Origin of the sequence: Halostagnicola larsenii XH-48 (genome assembly GCF_000517625.1) — an archaeon.
Lineage (GTDB): Archaea > Halobacteriota > Halobacteria > Halobacteriales > Natrialbaceae > Halostagnicola > Halostagnicola larsenii.
In genome coordinates, this window is the sequence record NZ_CP007055.1 from 1,048,362 (window position 1) to 1,064,927 (window position 16,566).

The 16,566-nt window shown below is 61.4% G+C and carries 18 protein-coding genes; 8 read left to right on the plus strand and 10 right to left on the minus strand.

Annotated features, from left to right (window positions below; all coding sequences use genetic code 11):
- Window positions 1-2 precede the first annotated feature (2 nt).
- Entirely contained in the window at window positions 3-125 is a 123-nt protein-coding gene (locus tag HALLA_RS21590) for a hypothetical protein (RefSeq protein WP_277921475.1), read from the plus strand.
- Here HALLA_RS21590 and HALLA_RS05265 read toward each other — a convergent pair.
- Window positions 122-811, minus strand: coding sequence for a competence/damage-inducible protein A (locus HALLA_RS05265; RefSeq protein WP_049952400.1), 690 nt, complete (start codon window positions 809-811; stop codon window positions 122-124). The genes HALLA_RS21590 and HALLA_RS05265 overlap by 4 nt on opposite strands.
- Before the next feature lie 113 nt (window positions 812-924).
- Here HALLA_RS05265 and HALLA_RS05270 point away from each other — a divergent pair, with 113 nt between their 5' ends.
- The 4 genes from HALLA_RS05270 to HALLA_RS05285 all read left to right on the plus strand — a co-directional run bounded on the left by HALLA_RS05270 (window position 925) and on the right by HALLA_RS05285 (window position 3,574).
- Window positions 925-1,410: a 6-pyruvoyl trahydropterin synthase family protein gene (locus tag HALLA_RS05270; RefSeq protein WP_049952401.1), complete on the plus strand. Its 486-nt coding sequence runs from the start codon at window positions 925-927 to the stop codon at window positions 1,408-1,410.
- A 1-nt stretch (window position 1,411) separates the two neighbouring features.
- Window positions 1,412-2,275, plus strand: coding sequence for a 7-carboxy-7-deazaguanine synthase QueE (locus HALLA_RS05275; RefSeq protein ID WP_049952402.1), 864 nt, complete (start codon window positions 1,412-1,414; stop codon window positions 2,273-2,275).
- Between the two features lie 16 nt (window positions 2,276-2,291).
- The gene (gene queC, locus HALLA_RS05280) at window positions 2,292-3,035 is read left to right on the plus strand and encodes a 7-cyano-7-deazaguanine synthase QueC (protein WP_049952403.1); all 744 of its coding nucleotides are present in this window, start codon (window positions 2,292-2,294) and stop codon (window positions 3,033-3,035) included.
- A gap of 89 nt (window positions 3,036-3,124) precedes the next feature.
- A complete protein-coding gene (locus HALLA_RS05285; protein WP_049952404.1) occupies window positions 3,125-3,574 on the plus strand; it encodes a hypothetical protein in 450 nt (149 codons plus the stop codon).
- 40 nt (window positions 3,575-3,614) lie between these two features.
- Here HALLA_RS05285 and HALLA_RS05290 read toward each other — a convergent pair whose 3' ends face one another.
- The 4 genes from HALLA_RS05290 to lrpA1 form a co-directional block, all read right to left on the minus strand.
- The gene (locus tag HALLA_RS05290; RefSeq protein WP_049952405.1) at window positions 3,615-4,517 is read right to left on the minus strand and encodes a DMT family transporter; all 903 of its coding nucleotides are present in this window, start codon (window positions 4,515-4,517) and stop codon (window positions 3,615-3,617) included.
- A 127-nt stretch (window positions 4,518-4,644) separates the two neighbouring features.
- The gene (locus tag HALLA_RS05295; protein WP_049952406.1) at window positions 4,645-5,223 is read right to left on the minus strand and encodes a nitrous oxide reductase accessory protein NosL; all 579 of its coding nucleotides are present in this window, start codon (window positions 5,221-5,223) and stop codon (window positions 4,645-4,647) included.
- 101 nt (window positions 5,224-5,324) lie between these two features.
- Window positions 5,325-5,813 (minus strand): SRPBCC family protein, encoded by a 489-nt coding sequence (locus HALLA_RS05300; RefSeq protein WP_049952407.1) that lies wholly within the window; start codon window positions 5,811-5,813, stop codon window positions 5,325-5,327.
- A 64-nt stretch (window positions 5,814-5,877) separates the two neighbouring features.
- Entirely contained in the window at window positions 5,878-6,306 is a 429-nt protein-coding gene (lrpA1, locus tag HALLA_RS05305; protein WP_049952408.1) for an HTH-type transcriptional regulator LrpA1, read from the minus strand.
- Between the two features lie 192 nt (window positions 6,307-6,498).
- Here lrpA1 and HALLA_RS05310 point away from each other — a divergent pair, with 192 nt between their 5' ends.
- The 3 genes from HALLA_RS05310 to HALLA_RS05320 all read left to right on the plus strand — a co-directional run bounded on the left by HALLA_RS05310 (window position 6,499) and on the right by HALLA_RS05320 (window position 9,301).
- The gene (locus HALLA_RS05310; RefSeq protein WP_049952409.1) at window positions 6,499-6,816 is read left to right on the plus strand and encodes a hypothetical protein; all 318 of its coding nucleotides are present in this window, start codon (window positions 6,499-6,501) and stop codon (window positions 6,814-6,816) included.
- Between the two features lie 42 nt (window positions 6,817-6,858).
- A complete protein-coding gene (locus tag HALLA_RS05315) occupies window positions 6,859-8,022 on the plus strand; it encodes a LolA family protein (RefSeq protein WP_049952410.1) in 1,164 nt (387 codons plus the stop codon).
- A gap of 109 nt (window positions 8,023-8,131) precedes the next feature.
- Window positions 8,132-9,301 carry an outer membrane lipoprotein-sorting protein gene (locus HALLA_RS05320; RefSeq protein WP_049952411.1) on the plus strand — a complete coding sequence of 390 codons (1,170 nt, stop codon included), beginning with the start codon at window positions 8,132-8,134 and terminating at the stop codon, window positions 9,299-9,301.
- Between the two features lie 125 nt (window positions 9,302-9,426).
- Here the strand turns inward: HALLA_RS05320 and HALLA_RS05325 are convergent, their stop codons facing one another.
- From HALLA_RS05325 to HALLA_RS05345, 5 genes are all read right to left on the minus strand, one after another.
- Window positions 9,427-10,362, minus strand: coding sequence for a thiamine pyrophosphate-dependent enzyme (locus tag HALLA_RS05325; RefSeq protein ID WP_049952412.1), 936 nt, complete (start codon window positions 10,360-10,362; stop codon window positions 9,427-9,429).
- A 3-nt stretch (window positions 10,363-10,365) separates the two neighbouring features.
- Window positions 10,366-12,279, minus strand: a complete 1,914-nt coding sequence (locus HALLA_RS05330; protein WP_049952413.1) for a 2-oxoacid:acceptor oxidoreductase subunit alpha — start codon at window positions 12,277-12,279, stop codon at window positions 10,366-10,368.
- A 350-nt stretch (window positions 12,280-12,629) separates the two neighbouring features.
- Window positions 12,630-13,781, minus strand: a complete 1,152-nt coding sequence (gene aroC / locus HALLA_RS05335) for a chorismate synthase (RefSeq protein WP_049952414.1) — start codon at window positions 13,779-13,781, stop codon at window positions 12,630-12,632.
- Between the two features lie 86 nt (window positions 13,782-13,867).
- Window positions 13,868-15,499 carry a hypothetical protein gene (locus HALLA_RS05340; RefSeq protein ID WP_174887891.1) on the minus strand — a complete coding sequence of 544 codons (1,632 nt, stop codon included), beginning with the start codon at window positions 15,497-15,499 and terminating at the stop codon, window positions 13,868-13,870.
- 95 nt (window positions 15,500-15,594) lie between these two features.
- The gene (locus tag HALLA_RS05345; RefSeq protein ID WP_049952416.1) at window positions 15,595-16,347 is read right to left on the minus strand and encodes an ABC transporter ATP-binding protein; all 753 of its coding nucleotides are present in this window, start codon (window positions 16,345-16,347) and stop codon (window positions 15,595-15,597) included.
- Between the last annotated feature and the right edge of the window lie 219 nt (window positions 16,348-16,566).

Consider the following 16,566-nt stretch of genomic DNA (forward strand, 5'->3'; position numbering starts at 1 on the left):
GTATGACTGCACTACCAGACCTGCTTCTGGCGACGGAACCGGTGCTACCGACGTGGACCGGTTGGGGCGTCCTGATCGTGAGCGTCGTGCTCGTCGTCGGATGGCTCGCAGTGTTGTACCGCTAAGCGGGACTCTCGACTCGTTTTTCGAACCACTCGGCGGCAGCCTCGACGGTTTCGCGGTCGGGGCTCTCGATAGCCACTCGAACCGATTCGCCGGGGTAACTGCCGACGGAGACGTCGAACTGGGATCTGAGTTCGGCGAGCCGATCGATGAGGGCGCTTTCGGGCTCGTCCGCGACGACGACCGCCCGGTGGGTCGTGACGCCGTTGAACTCCGGTGCGATTTCCTCGAACATCGTTTTCATCTCCGCGGGGACGCCCGGGAGGACGTAGATGTTCTCGAGGACCACGCCGGGTGCGACCCCTTCCGTATTGTGGAGGGCTCGCGACCCTGCTGGGAGCGTCCCGGTTCCGTTCGTGAGGTCTTCGCGGGAGTAGCCGCCTTCGTTTGCGAGCCACTCGAGCGCCCCGTCGTGGGGCTCGAGCGGTCGTCCGACGGCGGCAGCGACGCCGTCCATGGTCACGTCGTCGTGTGTCGGTCCCAGTCCGCCGGTGACGATCACCGCGTCGTACTCGGCTCGGTACTCGTTTACGACGCGAGCGATATCGCCGACGCGGTCTGGAATCGTCGTCACGCGCTCGACGGTTACCCCGCGGTCGGTGAGCCGCTCGGCGAGCCACGTCGCGTTGGTGTTCGCTGTCCGACCGGCGAGTAACTCGTCCCCGACCGTTACGACTGCAACGTTCATACCCGCCGTTGGGTTGCCGGACCCATAGCTATCTCGTCTTCGCGCCAGATTCACCGGCACCATCCGAATCGGATTTGGGGAGGAACTAAGTAATCTCAAGGTATTCTCCAGGTATGGACACAGGACTCGAGTCTGGAGACGACGCGACCAACACGGAAAAATCTCAGTCCACGGATATCGTCGGCAGGACGCGAACGCTCCGAGTCGGACACGACCGTCCCCTTCGGATTAGTGCGGGACACCGAATCCGTCACCACGATGGGAAGTGCGCTCGTCCGCACGGTCACAACTACGAAATCGCCGTCTCGGTGGCGGGCAAACTGACCGAGGAAGGCTGGGTCGTGGACAAAGGAGATATTACTCGAGTCATCTCCGAGTGGGATCACATGTTCTTGCTCGAGGCCGGCGATCCGCTCGTCGAGGCCTTCGAAGCCGCAGGCGACGGCGACGCGCTCGTCGTGCTCGAACACCCGCCGACGGCGGAGGTCATGAGCGTCGTGCTCGAAAACAGGCTCGTGGACGCGCTGCCCGAGACCGTCGAGACGGTCAGCGTTCAGGTGAGCGAAACGAGCGAACTCTGCGGCGGAGGGCAGTTCTGAGATGCCCGTCTCGAGTACTGGCCCCGGCGCAGACGACGGCGTTTCACGCCGAAACGGCGACGACTCCGCCAGACCCGAGGGAGATTCCCTCCCGATCAACGAACTCTTCTACTCGATACAGGGCGAAGGAGTCCTCGCGGGCGTTCCGTCAGTGTTCGTTCGCACGAGCGGCTGTAACCTCCGGTGTTGGTTCTGTGATTCTTACCACACCTCCTGGGAGCCGACCCACGCCTGGATGGATCTCGACGACATCGTTGGCGAGGTAACGAACTTCGAACGAGCGAACCACGTCGTCCTCACGGGCGGCGAACCACTGCTTCACGACGAATCGGTGCAACTGCTCGAGCGCCTCGCAGAACTGGGCTATCACACGACCGTCGAGACCAACGGGACGATTTTCCGCGACGCACCTATCGATCTCGCGTCTATCAGCCCGAAACTCGAGAGCAGCACCCCGACGCCCGAACGCGACCCGAGAAGCGATCCGCCGGCGGATAACTCGAGCAGTGGCCAGCGGCCTGTGACGAACTCAGGTTCGGAAACCGGCACGTTCGCAACCCGTCACGAACGCGAGCGAATCGATATCGAGGCGATGGCGCGACTCGTCGAGGTCTGTGACACCCAGTTGAAGTTCGTCGTCACCGGCGAGGACGACATGGACGAAATCCTGTCCGTTCTCGAGGATCTTCGCGCGGAATCGACGGCGTCGATCGGAGACGACGACGTCCTGTTGATGCCCGAAGGTGCGACACGCGACCGACTCGAGCAGACCCGCACTCGCGTCGCCGAACTCGCGATGGAACACGGCTTTCGGTACACGCCGCGACTCCACGTCGATCTGTGGAACGACGCTCCGGAGACGTAATCGAGTGATTACACGAATGACAGCACCAACTGACGCTGCGACGACCGACGAATCAACATCCGACCGCAAGCGAGCCGTCGTGCTCCTCTCTGGCGGCATGGACAGCGCGACGGCCGCTTACGAGGCCCGAGCGCGCGGCTACGACATCTACGCGTTGCACACCTCCTACGGACAGCGCACGGAAACGCGCGAGCTCGAGTGTGCGCGACAACTCGCCCAAGCGCTCGAGGTCGAGGACTTCCTCCGGATCGAGACCGGCCATCTCGCCGCAATCGGCGGCTCGAGTCTCACCGACGACGAGCTACCGGTCGGCGACGCGGAGACGGAAAGCGACGACATTCCGAACACCTACGTGCCGTTTCGCAACGCGAACCTCCTCTCGATGGCCGTCTCCTACGCGGAGGCCAACGACTGCGAGGCGGTCTTCATCGGCGCGCACAGCGAGGATTTCTCGGGCTATCCGGACTGTCGGCCCGCGTTCTTCGAGGCCTTCGAAACGGTCGTCGACGTCGGGACGAAACCCGAGACCGACGTTTCGATCGAAGCGCCGTTCGTCGAGTGGTCCAAAACCGACATCGCGCGGCGAGGCCTCGAACTCGAGGTCCCCTACGAGCACACCTGGTCGTGTTACCGCGAGGACGAACCCGCGTGCGGAACCTGCGACTCGTGTGCCTTTCGACTGGAAGCCTTTCGAAACAACGACGTGCGCGATCCGATCGCGTACGCCGAACGGCCGTCCGAGTTCGGCGACCGCAGCTGAACGCGACAGAACTCACCGAAACGGCGGTCTCGAGTCGACGACAATCGCGGGGAAACGCTAATCCGTCACTGCGTCGAACCAGCCTACAGATGCGATCTACGCCGCTCGAGTGGTTTCGGGCCGACGACGGCGACTGGACCGTTCCGGAGGGCCGTCGCGGCGAGTTCGTCGCCCTCCTCGTCGGACTTCCCGTCGTGGCCTGGCTGCTCGTAAGCGAATTGGGCACGCTCGACCCCGGCTGGCGCTGGCCGGTGGTTCCGCTCGGCGTCGTCGCCGGGATACTGTACACGCGACGCTATCGCTCGCTCGTTATCGACGCGATTCCCGACGACCTTGGAACCACACTGCTCTTGGCCCTGTTCGGCGGCGGATTCGGACTCTCGACGCTCGAGAGCCTCCATCTCGCGAGACCCGTGCTGTTCTTCGCACTCGCAGCGGGGGCCACGATAGCGTGTATCTACGCGCTTCGTCTCCTCTCGCCGCTTCACGACGGCTGTCAACCCGCGCGTCGCGGTGTCGAACCGCCGAAAACAGTGTGACCGTTTCTCTCCGATCGACATCGACGCCAGCCGAATCCGCTCATCGGCCGTCAGTGTCTGGCCGCCGTCGCTCGCGCCCGAGCGTCGTGACGTAGATCCCGCCGAGTACGATCAGGCCTCCCACGACGGTGACTGCGTCGGGAACCTCCCCGAGAAACGCCAACGCGAGGACCGTCGCCCCGACCGGTTCGCCGAGCCAGGCCACGCTCACGACGACCGATTCGAGGTGCTCGAGCACCCAGTTGATGACGGTGTGGCCGAAGACGCCGGGACCGACGGCCATTCCGAGAAAGAGCAGCCACTCTTCTCGCGGGTACGCGATGTATTCGTGGCCCTGCACGCCAACGAGGACGAACAGGGAAATCCCACAGGCGGTGTAGACGACGGTAACGTACGGAAACAGCGACACGCGCTGACGGATAGATCGGCCTGCCAGAACGTACCACGCGACAGCAATCGCACCCAGAAATGCGAGCGCGTTGCCGTAGGCGGTCGAATTCGATATCGGTGCCTGTCCCGCGTCGCCGAACGACATCGCCGTCGCCCCGACGATGGCGACTACGATACCAATGACCGTCTGTCGGTCGACGCGCTCGCCGAGTACGAGCGCAGCACCGACTGCCACGAAGATTGGCTGCGTTTGCACGAGCGTTACGCTCGCGGCGACGCTGGTATGATTGAGACTTTCGAACCATGCCGCGAAGTGGACTGCGAGGGCGATGCCGGCGACGATCGCGAACCCGAGATCTCGAGTCGAAAGTCGGCCAAACTCCTCGCGGTGAGCTGTGAATGCGATCGGCGCGACGATGGCCGTCGTAAAGAGGACTCGATAAAAGGCGGCGACGGAACTCGGGGCGGTGCTCCACCGAACCAGAATCGCGCTCGTACTGGCGGCAAACACCGCGAACGCGAGCGCAGCCGCGGGCGTCGCCCGGATATCCATCCGCTCGGACACTGCTCGAGTATCATCGCGTCGAACCAAACCCGTTTCGAAAGGGAGACTGACGAACGCCAACGAGACGCGCGGAAGAAATCGGCAAAGAAACGCGGAGGAAACCGCCAAACGGGGCTCAGTAGATCGATGCGATATCGCTGTCTACGTCCTCGAAGCCGACGATGTCGTCCTCGGTAAGATTGTCGTACTTCTCGACGTACGCGACGGCGTCGGCCCGTTCGGCGAACGGGACGGGACTGTCCATCGGAGCATCGTTGCGGTCGTGATTGTCCTCGAGGACGAACGAAGCCTCCGTCGCGTCGATCAGATCGAGGGTATCGAAGCCAGTCACCCAGCCGCCAGCTATTTCCGAGTCGGGTCCCCCGTAGTACGCCGGATCGACGTAGTAGTTGAGCAGACAGCCCGCGGAGTCGAAAAAGGTCGCCCCGTCGTCTTCGTGAACGAGTTGGGCGTTCCAGTTCTGCCAATCGGCCGGTTGCATGTTACAGACCGGACATCTGTACTCCTCCGGGGTGTCCATCGGCTCGTCGCCAGAGTGCGAGACGAGTTCGATGGGCTCTGTTTCCCGTTCGTCTTCGGGGTCTTCTTCGGTCCCCTCCGAGCGATTCAGACAGCCTGCGAGACCCCCGGCACCGACGCTCGCAACAGCGACGAACGTCCGTCTCGAGAGCGAACGGCTACCGGAGCGGTTCATACGCTAGCTACCCGGTAGAGAAACAAAACCCGTTTGGTTCGATCGCCGAACCACCTGTCGCGCGAATCACCGGCAGCGACGACTCATCCGACTGGTCGAACTCACCGAAGCGACTCGAGGCGTTCTTTCGTCCGTCTGTGGCGGGTCCGAAACATCGGCTCGAACCCGATCCGGGAAAACGGCGTGACCGCGTCGCCGACGAGACCAAACGGGAACGCGTACTCGACGTGATCGCGGAGGATCGTCTCCTCGCCGTCCGCGTAAACCGAGTGGGTGTGCACCCAGGTCTCGAAGGGGCCGTCGACCATCTCGTCCCGAAAGAACGCGCTGCCGTCGGCGCGTTCTCGAGCCGTGATGACCGAGCGCCATCGCTGTCTCGGTCCGACGCCGAACGGCCGGATCGAAAGCGACACTTCGGCTCCGACATCGAGCACGTCCGGATCGGGGTCACCGTCGGGTCCTATCACTGACTCGACGCGCAGGTTCATCCAGTCGGGCGTGAGCACTTTGAGCCCCGATATCGACGAGTGAAACCTCCAGACATTCTCGAGCGGTGCCCGGATTCGCGTCTCTTGCTGGTAGGTGGCCATGAGACGGTACACGCCTTCGAGCGGGAAAAGTCCGAAGCCGCTTTTCGTCGATCCAGCCGAACGATTACTTGAGCCGCTCTTGCAGGAATGATGGGTGTGCCGCCGTGACACCGTCGATCTCGAGGATTTCGCCCGAGATAATCTCGCCGAGCGAGTCGCCGTCTTCGGCCCGAACTTCGGCCATTAGCATGTGATCGCCGCTCGAACTGTACAGCGCCTCGACCTTTGCTAAGGCTTTGAGCGCGTTCGTCGCCTCGACGTAGCGCTCGCTCGCGACGTCGATTCCGACGAGTGCGATCGTTTGACTCGAGAGCTTTTTCGGATCGATATCCGCAGAATATCCGATAATGACCCCCTCTTCCTCGAGTTGCTTGATGTATTTTCGAACGGTTGGTTTCGAGACGTCCGCCCGATCGGCGATGTCGGCGTAGGACGCCTGCGCATCCTCCTCGAGAACTTCGAGGATGCGATCTTGCGTTCCCTGAGTACTCATACCAGTATGTTTTGCTGGCGCGGAAAAATATCTTTTGTATCTGAAAACGACGGATCGTTGATGGACGGGGGCGATATTCCGGTCGCTTTGGGGCGGGTACGGGTAAATCGGGCACGGTATTCTCACGGCGGTTCCCGACGGCGAGAATGGGCGACCGTGGAACTTATTCGGTCGGTCACCACAGAGCAACCAATGGTCGATTACAATCTGATCAGCGGGCTCGTCTGGCTGGTCTGTGGTCTGGTGATCCTCTATCTCGGCTATCTGATCGCCGTTCGAGGACGGATAGAGCTTCACTCGGCGTACGAGGAGTCGGTCGATTCGGCCTACGCCTCGCGCTGGGCTGGCGGTACCGCCCTTCTCATGGGCGCACTCGTCGTCCTCTACGGGGCTCGAGAACTGGTGTACGGCTTTCATCCGTACGCGCTGGGTGGCCTTGTCGTCTCGCTGTTGATTCTCAGCTACGTCTCGAAACTGTTCGCTCGCGGGTACGGATCTCCGGACCGTTAACGAGTCGAATAATTAATGTATTGACCTCACAAATTCGCGCTCATGTCACGGTTCCGGCTTCGAACGGCCCTTCTCGTCTGTCTCGGTCTCGTCGTCCTCGCAGGTTGTGCCGGTCTCATCACCGATGACGCAAGCGACGACATAAGCGAAGACGACCTCCGAGAAGACGTAAACGAGTCCGAGCCGCCCGAATCGATTACGGCCACGCTCGAGACCGAGGCGACGCTCGATAACGAGACTCTCGAAGTGAGCGAAGACCTGTGGCTGCGTTCCGACGGGACGAGTCGAAGCGAAAGTGAGTTCGGCGGCAATTCCACGACGACCGTCGACGACGGGACGCAAGTCTGGACGTACAGCGAAGGCTCCGAGACGGTTACGGTCATGGACTCTCGAGAACCGTTCGGAAACCGTCTCGACGCCATCTACGACGCGAACGAGCAGTTACTCGAGGAGTTTGACGTTGCGAAACTAGAGGAGACGAGCGTCGGCGATCACGACGCGTATCGGGTCGTGCTCGAGACGGACTCGAACGAATCCATCGGTCGATCGATAGACGTCGCAATGGGCGAATCAATCTATTCCGTTCCGCTCGGATCATCGGACGACGGCGCGGCCGGCGAGAACCTGAGCGACGAGCCCGAACAGGTCGAACTCTGGCTCGATCAGGAGTATCTCTTCCCGGTCAAATATCAGTTCGAGACCGCAGAGGGACAGTTCCAGATGCAGTATCGAGATCTCACGTTCGAGTCCGACCTCTCGGACGACCTATTCGAGTTCGAACCGCCCGAAAACGCGACCGTCGAGGAAGTAGATATTCCGACACGGACCGAGTTCGACACCGTTGAGCAGGCCGACCTCGCGGTTGATTTCGACGTTGCAAAACCAGCGCACGTCCCTGAATCATATGAGCTCGACGGCGTGACGGTCGTCGAGTACGAGGACGACAATCGAACATCTGTTCAGAGCACGTACCTCGGAGCCGACGACGATATGTTCATGGTCGAAGCGTCGGACGACCCGGACGCTTTCGAGGTCGACGGCGATTCGGTACGGATCAACGATCACGACGGGACTATCGAACAGCAGGATTCGATCGGATCGATTCGACTCGCGTGGACGTGCGACGACGTGAGCTACTACGTCGGCGGCTCTACCGACCTCGGCGAAGCGGCGGTCGTTTCTATCGCCGAATCGATCGACTGTTGACGACGTATCACGCACCCGAGTTGAAGACGTATCACTGTGATTTGATCTTTCGAGAACATTCGAGATCAACTCCGATGAAATAATAACACCGGCCGCGGATGCACCTGTCATGAGCCGACTCGTCTCGCCACTGGTTCTCATCGCCGTCGTTCTCGTCGTTCTCACGGCCGGTTGTGCCGGCTTAGTCGGTGAAAACGACGTTCCCGGTGAGCAACTCAGTCAGGAGTTAAACACGACGGAGCCGCCGGAAACCCTTTTCGCGACGGTCGAAACGACGACAACGACGACCGACTCGAACGGATCTGAAACCGAATCGCTGACCGAGACCGTCTGGCTCCGCGACGACGGAACCAGTCGAACCGAAGCTGGTGAGAACCACTCGAGCGAGGAAGACGGCGGCTACATCGTCGTCAACGACGGCGAACAGGTCTGGTATCAGGACACCGAGTCGGGTTCGGTCACGAGTTACGAGACGCAAACGAACGACTCCAGCCGACTCGAACGAATTTACGCGGAACAGGAGCGCTATTTCGATCGGTTCGAGGTCCGATCGGTCAACGAGACGACCATCGACGGCCGTCAGGCCCACCGCGTCGTCTTCGAGCCGCCCCGAAACGAAACCGTCGATCGATCGATCGACATCATGATCGAGGAGACGACCTACCGAATTCCGCTCGAGACGAGTCTCGAGAACGTGAGCGGGGACCAACCGGACGAGATCGTGATCGCCTTCGACGCAGAGACGATGTTTCCACTCCAGTACGAGATGGCGTCCCCATCGGCCGAGTTCTCCGTAACCTACGAAAACGTCTCGTTTAACGACCCCCTCGACGACGAACTGTTCGAGTTCGAACCGCCGGCCGACTCCGAACCCGACGATATCGTGCTTCCTGAAACCGCCGACTACGACAGCGTCGACGACGCCGACGCGGCGGTCAATTTCAGCGTGAGTACGCCCGATAACGACACGATCCCGAGCGGGTTCGAGCTCGAGTCGGTCTCGGGAACGACCTATCCCGACGAAGACCGGACGCAGGTCACCCAGTCCTACCGAGACGACGACGATCGAAGTATTCGGGTCGCCATCGGCGACGGACCGCGATCGATCCCCGTCGAGGGGTCGTCGGTGTCGGTCGACGGCGTCGACGGGACGATAGCCGAAACCGAGCAGGGAACGGAACTCGAGTGGGAACGCGACGAGCACTACTACCACCTCTTCGCCGACGAGGACCTCTCGGAAGAAACGGTTCTCGAGATCGCCGAGTCGCTACACACCTAGTCGAGCGGGGTCGACTGCAGTTTTCGTGATACCTGTCGGTGGACCTGTCTCTGTGTTTTTAGGAATTTGGCACGTCGACAACCAGCCACAAGAAAAACGACGTGAACGTCTCGTCGTGATCGGCTCTACGTGTGGCGCTCGAGCAGGTCGTAGCTGCGCTCCCACTCGGCGTCGTCGTCGAAGTACCGCTCGGCCAGCGGTTCCTCTGGAACGCGGCCGAGGTTCTTTTTCTCCTCCTGGTAGGATGGACTCTCCTCGTCGACGTAGTAGCGACCGGTGAGGACGGTCCCCTCGTTGAGGACGTCTTCGGTCTCTTGCATCATCCGGGCGGCCTCGCCGCGGTCGGTGATGTCGAAGTCGTAGTCGTCGGACTCCTGGACGTCGATGTAGGGCACGTACTGCCGTGCGTCCTTGTTCCAGGTCGGACACTGGGTGAGGAAGTCGACGTGTGCGAAGCCGTCGTGTTCGATCGCTTCCGCGATGATCTCTTTGGCCTGGTTCGGGTTGACCGCCGCGGTTCGGGCGATGTACGTAGCGCCGGCGGTCAGCGACAGCGAGAGCGGCCGGATCGGCGTCTTGGCCGTTCCGCCGGGCTGGGTCTTCGACTTGTGACCCTTCGGGCTCGTCGGCGAGGTCTGGCCTTTCGTCAGGCCGAAAATCTCGTTGTTGAACACGATGTACGTCATGTCGTGGTTCTCTCGAGCCGTGTGGATGAAGTGGTTCCCACCGATGCCGTAGCCGTCGCCGTCGCCGCCGGCGGCGATCACTTCGAGGCCGTCGTTAGCGAGTTTGGCCGCGCGAGCGACCGGAAGCGAACGGCCGTGGATCGTGTGGAAACCGTAGGTGTCGAGGTAGCTGTTTAGCTTCCCCGAGCAGCCGATTCCGGTGCAGACGAGCGTTTCTTCGGGGGTTCGCCCGACTTCCGGAAGCGCCTGTTTCAGCGATTTGAGCACACCGAAGTCACCACAGCCCGGACACCACGTCGGCTGTGGCTCGACCCCTGGGGTGTACTCCTCGCGGTCGATCTCTCGTTCGTCGCCGATTGCGTTGAATGCACTCATGGGTTAGTCACCTGCTGCGGGTTCGATGTGTACCTGTGCGGACGGCTCCTCGTTGCCGCCGTTGAGGTTGATCTCGGCGGATTCGACGACCTCTGCCGGCTCGAACGGATTGCCGTTGTATTTGAGCAGGCTCGTCATCTTCTCGCCGAAGCGGCCGAGTTCCTTCTGGATCAGGCCGCGGAACTGGGCTGTCGCGTTCATCTCGACGACCATCGCCTCGTCGACGCTTTCTAAGAACTCGACCATTTCGTTCTCCGGGAACGGCATCATGTCGGAGACGCCGATCGCTTTGACCGACTGGCCGTTCTCGTTGAGTCGCTCGACGGCTTCGGCGACGGCACCCTGAGAGGATCCCCAGGTGATGATGCCGAAGTCGGCGTCTTCGTCACCGTAGTAGGTCTGATTCGAGTCGTGTTCCTCGTCGAGTTCCTCGCGAATATGATCTAACTTCTCGATGCGGCGGCTCATCTGGTAGACGCGGTTGTCGGGATCTTCGCTGATGTGCCCGACTGGCGAGTGTTCGTTTCCGGTCGCGAGGTATCGTCCGCCCTTCTGTCCGGGCAGCGAGCGTGGGCTGACGCCGTTTTCGGCACCCGACTCGTGTTCGTAGGCGAAGCGGTGGAACTTCCCGGAGGCGTCGTGTGCGGCCTCCTTGAGTTCGTCTTCGGTGAGCGTCGAGCCGAGATCCGGGTTCGGTTCGCGGTCGAAGAACTCGACCGGAACGTTCGTGTTCTCGCCTGAAAGCTTCTGGTCGTAGATGATGATCGCCGGAATCTGGTACTCGTAGGCGATGTGGAACGCGAGACGCGTCTGTTCGTAGCACTCCTCGATCGTCCCCGGTGCGAAGACGACTCGAGAGGAATCACCCTGGCTCGTATAGAGGACGAACTCGAGGTCGCCCTGTTCGGGTTTGGTCGGCATCCCGGTCGAGGGACCGGCGCGCATCGACTCGAGCAGGACGATCGGCGTCTCGGTCATCTCCGCGAGGCCGAGCGGTTCGCTCATCAGTGCGAAACCGCCACCCGACGAACCGGACATCGCTTTCGCGCCAGCGTGGCTGGCACCGACGGCCAGCGCCGCGGCGGCGATTTCGTCTTCGACCTGCTCGGCGATTCCCCCCATATCCGGGAAGTTCTGGCTGAGGATGGTGAAGACGTCCGTCCACGGGGTCATCGGATATCCGGCGATGAACCGACAGCCGGCGTCGATCGATCCGTAGGCGATCGCGTTCGAACCCGAAAGCAGTGCCTGCTCGGTTTCGTGTTCGCCGGTCGGAGCGCGAAGGTCGTGCTCGAAGTCGTACTCCTCGTTGACGATCTCGTAGGCTTCGTGGAGAATCTCGAGGTTCGACTCGAGGACGTCGCCGCCCATCGCGTCGCTCATCAGGTCCTCGATGTGTTCGAGATCCATGTCGAGCAACGCAGCCGTGACGCCGACGCCAGCGGTGTTGCGCATGACTTCGCGGCCGTGTTCCTTCGCGAGACCGCGGAGATCCATCGGGAAGACGTGCCAGTCGTTCTCCTCGGCACGCTTCTCGAGGTCGAGGTCGGCGACATCCTCCTCGCTGATGAGTCCCTCGTCGTAGACGATGATTCCGCCCTCACGGAGCTCGTCTAAGTTCTCCGAAAGCGGCTTGATCTCTTCGTTCCCGTAGTAGGCCTCTTCCTGTGGGTTTCGCGCGAAGGAGTCGCCCAGCGCGAGCAGGAAGTTGTAGCCGTCGCCGCGTGACTGTACTTCGTCGGCCGATGCGCGAATTTCCACGTACGTGTGGCCACCGCGAATCCGTGACGGATAGTGTCGGTGGGTAAATACGTGCAACCCGGCGCGCATCAGCGCCTTTGCAAAGTTCTGGCTCGTCGAGTCGATTCCATCCCCGGAACCCCCTGCGATTCGCCAGATGAGTTCGTCATCGCTCATAGTAAGGTCAGTGGCCGATGGGCCAACAGTAACTGATTCTTCGGTCTACCCTCCCTAAAGACTTTGCTATAGATTGCCATGCATCTATCGTGAAGAATGAACAACCATCCACTTTGGATGGTCGAATCTCTCATATTCGTTCGGAACGTTCACCAAAAGTGTGTGATATCTCCCGTTCGAAAACCAAATTCACGTAATCTATTAGTAGAGTGGACGTTCGGTCACTATATTTTGGAAAACGTGTTCAATCTGGCGCGGTTAACGGATAGTGCCGAAACGACAGTGATAAATTGACATACGTGCAACAGCTTTCGCTCGATTCGGCACCGGCACCGAACTCGAGGGTCAGACTACTCGTTCTCTGGGTTACTCGGATGGTAGTCGGTGTCGTACTCACCGGGTTGATCGTCGAGTCGATCCGGGTTGATGCGTCCCGATAGTAGCATGAAGTCTGCGAGTGTGAGTGCGAGCATCGCTTCGACGACCGGAACGCCCCGCGGCGGGAGAACCGGATCGTGGCGGCCGATGACCTTCTCTTCTTTCAGTTCGCCCGTCTCCCAGTCGGCGGTCTGCTGACTCTTCGGAATCGAGGTCGGCGCGTGCAGGGTGACCTCGCCGTAGATCGGTTCGCCCGAACTGATCCCGCCTTGAATGCCGCCGTGGTCGTTCTCGATCGGCGTCGGAGTCCCCTCGGAATCGAACTCCCAGTCGTCGTTTCGGTCCTTGCCGGTCCACTCGCGCGCCTCGCGACCGAGTCCGAACTCGAAGGCCGTCGTCGCTGGAACGGCCATCATCGCCTGCCCGAGCCGAGCCGAGAGCGAATCGAACCGCGGCGCGCCCAGTCCGGTCGGCACCCCCTGCGCTTCGAAGTAGATCGAACCGCCGATAGAGTCACCTTCCTCCTGATAGTCCTCGATGAGCTCTTGCATCTCCGCTGCGGTTTCGGGGTGGGCACAGCGAACGTCGTTCTCCTCGCTGTGCTCGAGGATTTCCTCGAAACTCACGTCGGGCGCTTCGATCGATCCGATCTGGTTGACGTGCGCTTTGAGTTCGATCCCCTGAGTCGCGAGGATCTTCTTCGCGATTGCGCCCGCAGCGACCCAGTTGACCGTTTCGCGCGCGGACGAGCGGCCGCCGCCGCCCCAGTTTCGCGTCCCGAACTTCGCGGAGTAGGTGAAATCGCCGTGGGACGGCCGCGGCGCGGTGATAAACGGCTCGTACTTGCCTGACCGAGCGTCCTTGTTCTTGATGACCATCCCGATCGGCGTGCCCGTCGTGTATCCGTCCTGGACGCCCGATTTGATCGAGACGGCGTCGGCTTCGCCTCGACTCGTCGTGATCATCGACTGGCCCGGTTTCCGCCGATCGAGGTCTCCCTGAATGTCCGATTCGGAAAGCTCGAGGCCGGCGGGACAACCCGAGACCGTACAACCCATCGCCTCGCCGTGACTCTCGCCGAACGTGGTCACCTGAAAGAGGCGACCGAACGTGTTGCCGTTCATTACCGGCACGTCAGAGGCGCGGACACTTAGCGATGCAGGAAACGAGACGGCAGACTCGACCTTCTCGAAGGAAGTGCGCCGAGTCCTCAGTCGAAGTGGAAGCGTTCTACCGCTCGAGACGACCGGAACGTCGACAGTGCGCCGAGACAGCCAGCCATCAGAGCGGTTAGTACGGCACCGAGAACACCGATCACGACGGGGTGTACGCCGAGCGAGTCGGCGAGTGCGTCGTTAATGAGGCCCGTGTGTGCGAACAGGGTCGGCGCTGCGACCAGAAAGAGCGCGATCGAGTAGACGGCGAACGCGATCGTACTCGGGATGATCGCCTCCTGGCTTCGCGAGACGCTCACCTCCTCGTATCGCGGGAAGAGCGTTCCGATCCCCGACGCGAGTGGCCCGGCACACAGCCCCAGCGCGAGTGTCGACAGCGTGTACGTGCCAACTAACGGCAACGATATCGGACTCATAACGCCAAGCGCGGCGGTCGTCACGATCGTCACCGGAACGCCGACGAGGACACCGGCGACGACGTGTCCAGCGACCAGGGTTTTCCCGGACGAGACGCCAAGCACCGTCACGGGAAGCGACGCGCCTTCGTTTCCGAGCACGTTCAACGTGAACAACGACCCGGTGATCCAGGCGCCGGAGACGCCGACGAGAATCGGGAGGATGCCCCCGACGCTGCCGGTCTGGATGGTCGACGTAATCGGCATCACGAGGAGCATCAACGGGTAGAGCACGAACGAGAGCGTGATCGGGTTACGCCGAGCGCGAGTCCAGTCGGCTCGAGCGACGCCGTAGACCGGTTGTGAGAGAAACGATGTGAGCCTCGAGGAACCCGATTCCGTCGGCTCCGCGTTCGTCTCGTGGTTATCGACGCGGACCGGGTCGGCGTACCAGAACCACTTCGCGAGGCGGCCGAGGACGGCGGGTGCGATTGCAACGCCGATAACGCCCATCCCGACCGCACCAAGCGCGCGGAACACGGACGCATCGGTACTGAGCCCAAGCAGTGCTAGATCACCGAACCACGCAAGCGGGGTTCGGACGACTACCGAAACCACCGGATCGAGCACGGAGTCGACTGACTGAGTGAAAATGGTACCAAAATAAAGCAGGCCGAGGAGCGCCAGAAACACCGTCCGAAGACGGGTCAGGAGCTTCGACCTCACCCCGGAGTTCTTGACGGCGAGGGCGAGAACGAACCCGGAGAGAATGCCGAGAGTGACGATCGAACAGATGGTGATGAGCAGGAGCGGCGCGGTGGCGATCGATCCGGCACCGGCTGCGAACACGAGTGCGCCGATCCCACCGAGGACGAACGCCGGGACGCCCCAGAGCAGCAGCTTTCCGACGACTAATCCGCCGATCAACTCGCGGTGGGAAACCGTCGTCAACAGGCCGTCAGATCGATCCGGGTCTAATCCGGTCGCGTACGTCTGGTAGCCGCTCAACCCTGTGATAAAGACCCAGACGTAGACGACCCCCATCCGCGCTACCTCGAGCGGGTTCCCGAACTCTCCGGCCGCAACGCCCGCTCCGAACGCGTACAACAGACCGATCCCCGCCATGGAGAGTAATCCGAAGAAACCGATCGCGATGACTATGGCCAGCAATTGCATCGGATTGTCGCGGAGTTTGCGCCATTGACGGCGAATCTCCGTTCGACCGATAGTCCAGACGTGGCTCATCGCTGCGGAGCGACCTACCCCGCTCACAGGCTTCTCACCACTCGTTGTGACCGCATCGATTTCGATGGCTCGAGTCGCCTTCGACCCGCTGACACCAGCCGGCTGACTTCGCCTCTCATCCGTTATTCACCTACGACTGGTGCGCTGTGGTCGGTCGTCACCGAGAGGAAGACGTCCTCGAGAGTGGAGCCTTCTGCGGCCTCGAGCGTTCCCGTCAGCGCCTCTGGATCGCCCTCTTCGACGATTCGGCCCTGATAGAGCACGCCCACGAGGTCGGCGAGTTCCTCGACGACAGAGAGGATATGCGTCGAGAGGAAGACGGTGTGGCCTTCATCGGCGACCTTGGCGAGGACATCGAGAACCGTCCGCGCCGCGCGGGGGTCGAGTCCGGACGTCGGTTCGTCGAGGAAAACGACATCGGGTTCGTGGAGCAACGCCTGGATAAGACCGATCTTCTGGCGCATCCCTTTCGAGTAGGCTTCGATCCGTTTGGCGGAATCGCCCCTGAGATCGAACCGGTCCAACCAGCCGTTGATGCGTTTGTTCGCGGTCTCCTCGGGAATGTCCCGCAGCCGTGCGTAGTACTCGAGTTGTTCCCTGCCCGTGAGTTCGTCGAACACCGGCGGATCTTCGGGCAGATATCCGATGGACGACCGGACGGCGTCGCGGTCGGTGATCGGCTCGCCCATGATCGTCGCACTCCCGGAGGTCGGCCGCGTTAACGTCGTTAGCATTCGCATCGTCGTCGTCTTTCCGGCACCGTTCGGTCCGAGAAAGCCGTACACCGTGCCGCGCGGAACGACGAGATCGAGTTGGTCGACGACGACTGTCCCGTCGAATCGCTTCGTGAGATCGGTTGCTGTGATTGCGTTCATGTATTGAAAATCTGCGAGTGATTAGTATCACTCAGTGGTCGGGGACCAAAAGAACCCACCGTTCGTCTATCGTATTCGAACGAGAACTCCGTTATCGGGTGAGAAGGCGGGGTTCGTTCCATTCGCACCTCCAGCGCCGAAGTCGCGTCAGCGGCCAATTCATGGGCATCTGTTCATTTCGTTACGACCCACATAACACGATCCACTGTTTTCTGGCTC

Coding starts and splice junctions, on each gene's coding strand:
- HALLA_RS21590 (WP_277921475.1), top strand. CDS start 3: ATGACTGCACTACCAGACCTGCTTCTGGCGACGGAACCGGTGCTACCG.
- HALLA_RS05265 (WP_049952400.1), bottom strand. CDS start 811: ATGAACGTTGCAGTCGTAACGGTCGGGGACGAGTTACTCGCCGGTCGG.
- HALLA_RS05270 (WP_049952401.1), top strand. CDS start 925: ATGGACACAGGACTCGAGTCTGGAGACGACGCGACCAACACGGAAAAA.
- HALLA_RS05275 (WP_049952402.1), top strand. CDS start 1,412: ATGCCCGTCTCGAGTACTGGCCCCGGCGCAGACGACGGCGTTTCACGC.
- queC (WP_049952403.1), top strand. CDS start 2,292: ATGACAGCACCAACTGACGCTGCGACGACCGACGAATCAACATCCGAC.
- HALLA_RS05285 (WP_049952404.1), top strand. CDS start 3,125: ATGCGATCTACGCCGCTCGAGTGGTTTCGGGCCGACGACGGCGACTGG.
- HALLA_RS05290 (WP_049952405.1), bottom strand. CDS start 4,517: ATGGATATCCGGGCGACGCCCGCGGCTGCGCTCGCGTTCGCGGTGTTT.
- HALLA_RS05295 (WP_049952406.1), bottom strand. CDS start 5,223: ATGAACCGCTCCGGTAGCCGTTCGCTCTCGAGACGGACGTTCGTCGCT.
- HALLA_RS05300 (WP_049952407.1), bottom strand. CDS start 5,813: ATGGCCACCTACCAGCAAGAGACGCGAATCCGGGCACCGCTCGAGAAT.
- lrpA1 (WP_049952408.1), bottom strand. CDS start 6,306: ATGAGTACTCAGGGAACGCAAGATCGCATCCTCGAAGTTCTCGAGGAG.
- HALLA_RS05310 (WP_049952409.1), top strand. CDS start 6,499: ATGGTCGATTACAATCTGATCAGCGGGCTCGTCTGGCTGGTCTGTGGT.
- HALLA_RS05315 (WP_049952410.1), top strand. CDS start 6,859: ATGTCACGGTTCCGGCTTCGAACGGCCCTTCTCGTCTGTCTCGGTCTC.
- HALLA_RS05320 (WP_049952411.1), top strand. CDS start 8,132: ATGAGCCGACTCGTCTCGCCACTGGTTCTCATCGCCGTCGTTCTCGTC.
- HALLA_RS05325 (WP_049952412.1), bottom strand. CDS start 10,362: ATGAGTGCATTCAACGCAATCGGCGACGAACGAGAGATCGACCGCGAG.
- HALLA_RS05330 (WP_049952413.1), bottom strand. CDS start 12,279: ATGAGCGATGACGAACTCATCTGGCGAATCGCAGGGGGTTCCGGGGAT.
- aroC (WP_049952414.1), bottom strand. CDS start 13,781: ATGAACGGCAACACGTTCGGTCGCCTCTTTCAGGTGACCACGTTCGGC.
- HALLA_RS05345 (WP_049952416.1), bottom strand. CDS start 16,347: ATGAACGCAATCACAGCAACCGATCTCACGAAGCGATTCGACGGGACA.